This is a genomic window from Streptomyces sp. NPDC052773 (assembly GCF_044547145.1).
Classification (GTDB): Bacteria; Actinomycetota; Actinomycetes; order Streptomycetales; family Streptomycetaceae; genus Streptomyces.
Genome location: NZ_JBITZX010000018.1, coordinates 168,170 through 176,229, shown reverse-complemented (window position 1 = coordinate 176,229; position 8,060 = coordinate 168,170). Strand labels below are relative to the sequence as shown.

At 75.2% G+C, this 8,060-nt stretch carries 8 protein-coding genes and 1 pseudogene; 5 read left to right on the top strand and 4 right to left on the bottom strand.

What is annotated here, in order from left to right; all coding sequences use genetic code 11:
* Nucleotides 1-110: 110 nt before the first annotated feature.
* Nucleotides 111-533: pseudogene (locus tag ACIG0D_RS31205) on the bottom strand (alpha/beta fold hydrolase); the annotation flags it as partial.
* Between the two features lie 194 nt (nucleotides 534-727).
* On the opposite strand from ACIG0D_RS31205, the gene ACIG0D_RS31200 reads away from it, so the two are divergent.
* Nucleotides 728-1,612, top strand: a complete 885-nt coding sequence (locus ACIG0D_RS31200) for an RNA polymerase sigma-70 factor (protein WP_399807569.1) — start codon at nucleotides 728-730, stop codon at nucleotides 1,610-1,612.
* 244 nt (nucleotides 1,613-1,856) lie between these two features.
* Nucleotides 1,857-2,621 carry a GntR family transcriptional regulator gene (locus tag ACIG0D_RS31195; protein WP_399807567.1) on the top strand — a complete coding sequence of 255 codons (765 nt, stop codon included), beginning with the start codon at nucleotides 1,857-1,859 and terminating at the stop codon, nucleotides 2,619-2,621.
* 63 nt (nucleotides 2,622-2,684) lie between these two features.
* On the opposite strand, the gene ACIG0D_RS31190 is transcribed toward ACIG0D_RS31195, so the two are convergent.
* The 3 genes from ACIG0D_RS31190 to ACIG0D_RS31180 form a co-directional block, all read right to left on the bottom strand.
* Nucleotides 2,685-3,842: an ROK family transcriptional regulator gene (locus tag ACIG0D_RS31190; RefSeq protein WP_399807564.1), complete on the bottom strand. Its 1,158-nt coding sequence runs from the start codon at nucleotides 3,840-3,842 to the stop codon at nucleotides 2,685-2,687.
* A 126-nt stretch (nucleotides 3,843-3,968) separates the two neighbouring features.
* A complete protein-coding gene (locus tag ACIG0D_RS31185) occupies nucleotides 3,969-4,634 on the bottom strand; it encodes a response regulator (protein ID WP_399807562.1) in 666 nt (221 codons plus the stop codon).
* Nucleotides 4,635-4,648: 14 nt separating this feature from the next.
* Nucleotides 4,649-5,803, bottom strand: a complete 1,155-nt coding sequence (locus tag ACIG0D_RS31180; RefSeq protein WP_399807559.1) for a sensor histidine kinase — start codon at nucleotides 5,801-5,803, stop codon at nucleotides 4,649-4,651.
* A gap of 108 nt (nucleotides 5,804-5,911) precedes the next feature.
* Between ACIG0D_RS31180 and ACIG0D_RS31175 the strand changes: the two genes are divergently transcribed.
* From ACIG0D_RS31175 to ACIG0D_RS31165, 3 genes are read left to right on the top strand one after another with little or no spacing between them, the layout of a single operon-like run.
* Nucleotides 5,912-6,832, top strand: a complete 921-nt coding sequence (locus ACIG0D_RS31175; protein ID WP_399807556.1) for an ABC transporter ATP-binding protein — start codon at nucleotides 5,912-5,914, stop codon at nucleotides 6,830-6,832.
* Nucleotides 6,833-6,834: 2 nt separating this feature from the next.
* Complete coding sequence (locus tag ACIG0D_RS31170) at nucleotides 6,835-7,560, top strand: ABC transporter permease (RefSeq protein WP_399807554.1); 726 nt, start codon at nucleotides 6,835-6,837, stop codon at nucleotides 7,558-7,560.
* A 40-nt stretch (nucleotides 7,561-7,600) separates the two neighbouring features.
* Entirely contained in the window at nucleotides 7,601-8,032 is a 432-nt protein-coding gene (locus ACIG0D_RS31165; RefSeq protein WP_399807551.1) for a hypothetical protein, read from the top strand.
* The last annotated feature ends 28 nt before the right edge of the window (nucleotides 8,033-8,060 follow it).

The window sequence follows — 8,060 nt, the reverse complement described above, 5'->3', positions numbered from 1 at the left end:
CGTGATGGGGCGGGGGGGGCGCCCCCGCCCCCCCCCCCCCGCCGGCCCGCCCCCCCCCCCCCCCCGGGGGGGGGGCCCCCCCCGCCCCCCGCCCCCCCCCCCCCCCCCCCCCCGAAGGCGTACCGCCGTTCGGCCTCCGACCAGAAACCGGCCGGGGACAGCGCCGTGACCGAACGGACCAGCCCCGCGCGGCCGAGCTCCAGCGCCAGCAGACCGCCCAGCGAGTTGCCCGCCACATGCGGCCGTTCCAGCTCCAGCGCCGCACACAGTGCCGTCAGCACGGCGGTCATCGTCGGCAGGTCGTGCGCCAGCCCGTCCGGGAGCGCCGGGGACGCGCCGAACCCGGGCAGGTCGACGGCGATCACGTCCCGCTCCTTGGCCAGCACGGGTATCACCGGGTCCCAGGCCTGCCGGTGGTGGCCTATGCCGTGCAGCAGAAGCAATGGTTCGCCGTCGCCCTCGCGCGCGTAGGACACGGTCATCGGCCGTGGCCCGGAGGGCGTGGGGACCTTGAAGGAGACGGTGGCGGACATACTGCTCCTCGGGGTAGCGCCGGGGGACATCGATATCGCGTAGACACCTTGTCAGCAATTACTACCGACGGGTAGCCCCCGGGTGCTCCCGGCCGCGCCCGCACGCGCGCCCCGCGCACGTCCCGCGCATCTCCCGCGCACCGCACCGGAATTCGCCTGGACACCACCGCGCGCGGTCGGCTGGGATGGATGCCGTGACCACCGACACCGCCACCGACCTCTTCGAAGAGCACCGCCCCCTCCTCCTGGGAGTCGCCTACCGCATGCTCGGCCGCGTCGCCGACGCGGAGGACGTGGTCCAGGACACCTGGCTGCGCTGGGCCGGCGCCGACCGGAGCGCGGTGCGCGAAACGCGCGCCTACCTGGTGCGCGTCACCACCCGCCTCGCCATCGACCGGCTCCGCCAGATCAAGGCACGCGGCGAGACCTACGTCGGCCCCTGGCTGCCCGAGCCGTACGTCACCGCCTACGAGGACACCGTTCCGGACGCCGCCGAGCGCGCCGTCCTCGCCGACTCGGTCTCCCTCGCCGTCCTCGTCGTCCTGGAGTCTCTGTCCCCCCTGGAACGCGCGGTGTTCGTCCTCCGGGAGGCCTTCGGCTACCCGTACGCCGAGATCGCCGCCCTCCTCGACCGCGGGGAGCCGGCCGTACGGCAGATGGCCGCCCGCGCCCGCAAGCACGTCGACGAACGCCGGCCCCGCTACGACGTCGACCCCGCCCAGCGCCGCGACCTCACCGAGCGCTTCCTCACCGCCGCCGCCGAGGGCGACCTGACCGGGCTGATGGCCCTGCTCGCGCCCGACGTCCGGCTCGTCGGCGACAGCGGCGGCAAGTCCCGGGCCCCGCTGCGGGTCATCGAGAGCGCCGGCAAGGTGGGCCGCTTCCTCATCGGCGCCGCCGAGCAGCGCGGCCCGGTGTCCTTCCGGCCCGCGGAGATCAACGGCGGTCCGGCCGTCGTCGTGCTGGACGGCGACCGGGTCGACTCCGTGCTCCAGGTCGACGTCCTCGACGGGCGCGTCCAGTCCGTCTACATCATCCGCAACCCCGACAAGCTGCGGTCCCTCCCGCCCGGCGACTGACCGGGCCCCGTACCGTCCATGAAGCCCCCGTCGCGCGACGGGGGCTTCGCCGTCGTGTCACCGGCGCGCCGTACGAACGTCTCGTGAACGCTCCTCGCCCGTGCGCCCGTGCGCCGCTCGGGGGATCGAGGATTGGTCTTGACCAAGGGTGGGGGCCGCCCTATGGTCGCAGACAAGTGCAACAACCTTTAATAAACAAGGGCGCTAAAACGCCGCGGGAACACCGGCGATTGCGGAGGACAGGGTGGGGACCACGCAGCTGGAATCGGTGCCGGAACCGAAGTACTGGCATCTCAGGACCGTGCTCACCGAGGCACTGGACTCCGAGTTCTCCGTCGGCGAGATCCTGCCCAACGAGCGGGAACTCGCCGCCAGGTTCGGTGTCGCCCGCGCGACCCTCCGCCAGGCCCTGGAACAGCTCGAACTGGAGGGCCGGCTGCAGCGCCGCCGCGGCGTCGGGACGACCGTGGCGCCGCCGCGCGTCGGGGTCGCCGTCGGCACCGAGCAGCACTCCTGGCCCGGCGCGCCCGGTGACGACGCCTGGCAGGCCGTCGACTGCGTCACCGCCGTCCCGCCCGCCGCCGTCGCCGACGCCCTGGACACCGGCCGCGACGAGCCCGTGCACACCGTCCGCCGCACCCGGATGTCCCACGGCCAGCCGGTCGCCGCGGAACTGCTCTACGTCCCGGCCGCGTCGGTCCCCGACCTGACCGCCATCGACGCCCCGTCCGGCCCCGCCCGCGCGCGTGCGGTGCTGCGCGAACTGCACCGGCTGGAGCTGGAAGGGCGCGACAGCGCGGTGGAGCTGGGCTCGGCCCGCGCGGACGACGCCAAGGAACTCGACCGGCTCCCGGGCGCCCCCGTCCTCGTCGTCACCACCCGCTACGCCGCCGCCGGCCGCACCGCCGCCCTCTCCGTCTCCACCTACCGCGCCGACACCTGCCGCCTCACCTTCGGCGACTCGGGCACCGTCGAGATCCACCAGGACTCGGAACGCCGGGCTTCCTGAAAGACCACGCGGTCCCGGCACCCGGACCGGGCCCGTGTCCGGCGGCGTGAACGGGGCCGCCCGTCAGCGGCGGGCCGTCACCGTGCCCTCCACCGCGAAGAGCTGTTCCTCCACGTGGTCGAGGGCGAGGCGGAGGGCGCCCATGGCGACGGCGGCCTCGCCGAGGAGGGACAGGGCGACCTTCGGCGGGCGCAGACAGTAGCGGGCCAGCTCACGGCGCAGCGGGTCGAGCACGCCGTCCAGACCGGCCGCCCAGCCGCCGATCACCACCAGCTCGGGATCGAGCGCCAGGACCAGCGCGGCCACGTCGTGCACCAGGCGCTGGATGAACCGGTCGACCGCCGCGCGGGCCCGCTGATCGCCCTCGCGGGCCCGCGCGAACACCTCGGCGACCTGCTGCTCGTCCAGCGGATGCAGCGGCTCGTCCGTGGTGGACAGCAGCGTCTCCGGCGTCGCCTCCCGGCCCAGCAGATGCAGCGCGCCGATCTCCCCGGCCGCCCCGCCGTACCCGCGGTGCAGCCGCCCGCCGATCAGCGAACCGGCGCCCGGGCTCAGCCCGGCCAGCACGAACACCACGTCGTCGGACTCGGTGGCGGCGCCCTTCCAGTGCTCGGCGACGGCCGCCGCGTTGGCGTCGTTCTCCACCAGCACCGGGCACTTGAACGACCGCCCCAGCCGCTCGCCGAGCCGCAGCCCCGTCCACTCCGGCAGCGCCGTTCCCAGCCGGACCGTGCCGTCCGCCTCGACGATCCCCGGCGTGGCCACCCCGACCGCGCGCAGCGACCCGCGGGCGACCCCGGCCCGGCGCAGCAGCTCGGCGACCACCGAGCGCAGCCGTTCCAGCCGCTCGTCCGCCGGCGCTGTCTCGGAGACGTCCTTGGCCTGCGCGCCGAGCACCTTGCCGTCCAGGTCGGACAGGAGCGCGGCGACCCGGTGCGGCCCGATCTCCAGGCCCAGCAGATGACCGGCCTCGGCGCGGAACCGGAACCGCCGCGCGGGCCGACCCTGCCGCCGGGCGGCGCCCTCCTCGGCGGCCTTCTCGACGACCAGACCGGCCTCGATGAGCCCCTCGACGACGCCCTCGACGGTCGGCCGGGACAGTCCGGTGATCCGGGTGATCTCGGTGAGCGTCGCGCAGTCCGTGGCACGCAGTGCGTGCAGCACCACCGCGGAATTGATCCTTCGCAGCAGCGAGGGATCCCCGCCGGTCAGCCCCGCCAACGTCCCGTCCTCCCAGCTCGTGCGCGTGTTGGCCGGATCGTACTCGGCGCCGCCCACCCCGGCGAGCGCCCCCCGGCCCCGAGAGCGCCCCGCCCGGCACGGCCGCCGGCATCCGCCGCCGTCCGGTCAGCCCGGCGAGACGAACCCCGACTCGTACGCCGCGATCACCGCCTGGGTGCGGTCCCGCGCCCCCAGCTTCGCCAGCACCGCGCTGACATGCGACTTGACCGTCTCCGTGCCGACCACGAGCTGCCCGGCGATCTCCGCGTTCGACAGTCCCCGCGTCATCAGCCGCAACACCTCCGCCTCCCGCTCGGTCAACCGCGCCCGCTCCAGCGCGGCCCGGGCCGCCGCGTTCCCGCCCCCGTCGCCGTACTCCGCGGCCAGCCGCCGCACCGACGCCGGGAACAGCAGCGACTCGCCCTGTGCGACCAGCCGCACCGCGTGCACGATCTCCGCCGGCCGGGCCCGCTTCAGCAGGAACCCGTCGGCACCCGCGCGCAGCGCGTCGTAGACGTACTCGTCGTTCTCGAACGTCGTCACCACGAGGATCTTCGGCGGGTCCGGCACCGTCCGCAGCACCGCGCGGGTGGCCTCGATCCCGTCCAGCAGCGGCATCCGTACGTCCATCGCGACCACGTGGGGCCGCAGTTGCCGCACCAGCGGGATCACCGCGGCCCCGTCGGCGGCCTCCCCGACCACCTCCAGGTCGGGCTGCGCCTCCAGCACGGCGCGCAGGCCCGCGCGGACGAGCGGTTCGTCGTCGACCAGGAGAACGGTGATCGGCTCCACGCGCCCAGCGTAGATCAGCCCAGCGGCAGCTCGACGTGCACCTGCCAGTCTCCGTCGTGGGGTCCCGTGTGCGCCCGGCCGCCGAGCAGCGCCGCCCGCTCCCGTATCCCGCGCAGCCCGCTGCCCCGGCCGGGCCCCGGTATCGCCGCCGGCAGCGGATTGCGGACCTCCAGGTCGAGCCGGCCGTCCGCGACCGCGACCCGCACCCGCGCCGGGACGCCGTCCCCGTGCCGCAGCACGTTCGTCAACGCCTCCTGGAGGATGCGGTAACCCTCCCGGGAGACCGGCCCGGGCACCTGCGCCAGCGGCCCGGAGAACTCCGCGTCCACCTTCGTCCCGGACGCCCGCGCGGACTCCAGCAGCCGGTCCGCCTCCACGAGCGTCGGACGGCCGCTCACCGGGCGCTCCGCCTCGCGCAGGATGCCCAGCACCCGGTCCAGGTCCTCCAGCGCGGCCCGCCCGGTCTCCTCGATCGCGCCGAGCGCCCGGTCCGTGAACGCCGGATCGCCCGCCGCCCGCGCGGCGCCCGCCTGCACCACCGCCACCGTCAGCGCGTGCCCGATGGAGTCGTGCAGCTCCCGCGCGATCCGGGTCCGCTCCAGCAACCGCTCGGTGCGCTCCTCCAGGGCGGCCAGCCGCTCGGCCGCCGACGGCCCGAGCAGCCACCGCGCGATCGCGGTGACCAGCTCGCCGAGCCCCACCACCGCCGCGGCCAGCACGAGCAACGGGAGCGGGACCAGGGCGGCATACCCCCAGTGCGGCTCGTCGACCGGCAGCAGCGGGTTGTCGTACGGCGTCCGGCCGAGCGACGCCGCGGCCAGGTCGACCGCGAGGACCGGCATCCAGACACTGAGGGCCACGGTGACCGCACCCAGCACCATCCGGATCTCCAGCCACAGCACGGTCCGCAGCCGGTCGCCCCAGGTCGCCGACGGCGCAGTGGAGATCCCCGAGTCCGTCTCGTCCGGCGTCAGCATGAACCGCGCCTGAAGCCCCTCGCCGCGCCGCACCGCCGGGACCAGCCCGACCGGCACCAGCAGCAGCGCGGGCAGCCACGGGCGCGCCATGTCGACGAACAACCACACGCTGACCAGCAGCACCGGAACCCACAAGTGCAGCAGGCGCGTGTACGTCGTCCCGCGCAGCAGCGGGCGCAGAAAGCGGACCATCGCCTCATCGTGCCAGCCGCCACCGACAACGGACCTCCCCCGGGCGGGGGAGACGATCTCCCCGCGCAGGGGAGGCCCGGCACCGGGCGCGGCGGCCAGGCTGAGGCCATGACCAGCATCGACGTCCGAGACCTCACCAAGGAGTACGGCACCCGGCGCGCCGTCGACCACCTCACGTTCACCGTGGAACCCGGCCGCGTCACCGGCTTCCTCGGCCCCAACGGCGCCGGGAAGTCCACCACCATGCGGCTCGTCCTCGGCCTCGACCGGCCGACCTCCGGCACCGCGACCGTCGGGGGCCGCCCCTACGCCGCACTGCGCGAGCCGCTGCGCGAGGTCGGCGCCCTGCTCGACGCCCAGGCCGCGCACGGCGCGCGCACCGGCCGCGACCATCTGCGCGTCCTCGCCGCGAGCAACCGCATCCCGGTCTCCCGCGTGGACGAGGTGCTGGAGGAGACGGGCCTGGCCACCGCCGCCCGCCGCCGGGTGAGGACGTACTCGCTGGGAATGCGGCAGCGGCTCGGCATCGCGGCGGCCCTCCTCGGCGATCCGGCCGTGGTCATGCTCGACGAACCGTCCAACGGCCTGGACCCGGCGGGCATCGTCTGGATCCGCGGACTGCTGCGCCGGCTCGCCGACGAGGGCCGCACCGTCCTCGTCTCCAGCCATCTGATGAACGAGACCGCGTCGTTCGCCGACCACCTGGTGGTCCTCGGCCGGGGACGGCTGCTGGCCGACCTGCCGATGCGGGAGTTCATCGACGCGCGCGTACGGCCCCGCGTCCGGGTGCGCACCACCGACGACGCGGCGCTGCGGGACCTGCTCGCCCGGCACGGCCTCGAGGCCGCCCCGAGCGAGCACGGCGGGTGGAGCGTGCGGCACGCGCGCGTGGACGACATCGGCCGCCTCCTCGCCGAGGCGCGGCTGCCCGTCCTCGAACTGACCGCCGAGGAGGGCACCTTGGAGCAGGCCTACCTCGACCTGACCGCCACCGAGACCGAGTTCACCGCCCAGCCCCAGGAGGCCTGACCATGGCGTTCACCCCCGTCCTGCACGCGGAGTGGCTGAAGATCCGCACCCTGCGCTCGCTCCACGGCACCCTCGTCGCGCTGTTCGCGGTGACGACGGCGTTCTCCGCGATCGCCGCCGGCGGCTCCACCTCGGCCCCCGAGTTCGACCCGCTGTTCACGGCCTTCCTCGGCATCGGGCCGGGACAGATCGCGGCCGTCGCCTTCGGCGCCCTCGCCGTCTCCTCCGAACTCTCCGGCGGCGGACTGCGCCTCGCCTTCGCCGCGGTGCCCCGGCGGGGCCGCTGGTTCACGGCCAAGCTCACCGCCGTCGCCGTACCGGCCTTCCTCGTCGGACTGGTCACCGGCGCCGTCTCGCTGGCGGTGGCCCGCGCGGGCATGGGCTCCGCCGCGGACGGGCTCACCGCGGGGCAGCAACTGCGCGGCGTCGTCGGCTGCGGCCTCTACCTCACGCTCATGGCCCTGTTCGCGGCCGGCCTGACGGCCCTGCTGCGCAGCGCCGTCGGCGCGCTCGGCATCCTCGTGCCGCTGCTGCTGGTGGTGTCGTTCGTCATCGGGAGTGCGGCGGGCGGCCTGCCCGAGTACCTGCCCGACCGCGCCGGCCAAGTCGTCCTGTACACAAGCCCCGAAGGAACCCTCGGGCCGTGGACCGGACTCGCGGTGACCGCGCTGTGGGCCGGCGCCGCGGTGGCCGCGGGAGCGTGGAGCGTGCGGCGGCGGGACGCCTGACGCCACGCCAATTGTCAGTGGTGGCGGGTTTACTGGCCGTATGGACATCGCACGGTGCCTGGACACGATCGACCGGCTGTGCCTGCGCCCCTTCCCCGCGCGGCACGCCTGGTCGGACGTGGGCCGGGCGGGCCCGGGCTACTTCATGGCGGAACTGCACACGGGGGAGGGGGAGGAGGCGCACCGGGAGCGTACGGCCGACGACGCCGGCGCCTGCAAGGAGGCCGTCGCCCAGCGGCTGCACCAGCGGTGGGGAGCGGTGCGGCCGTGGGGCATGCTGACCCTGCGGGTGCGCGGCCTGCGCGGCGAGGAGATACCGGAGCCGTGGGCGAGCCTGAGCCATCTGACCGACGAGGCGTACGTCTGGCAGGCGGACGGCACCGGCCGCTGGGTTGCCGTCGCGGTCGCCGACCGGGACCCGGCGGACGCGATACGGCTGCTGGCGGTGGTCACGGACACGGACCCGCCCTGAGCCGGAACCGCCCCCCGGAGGGGAATCG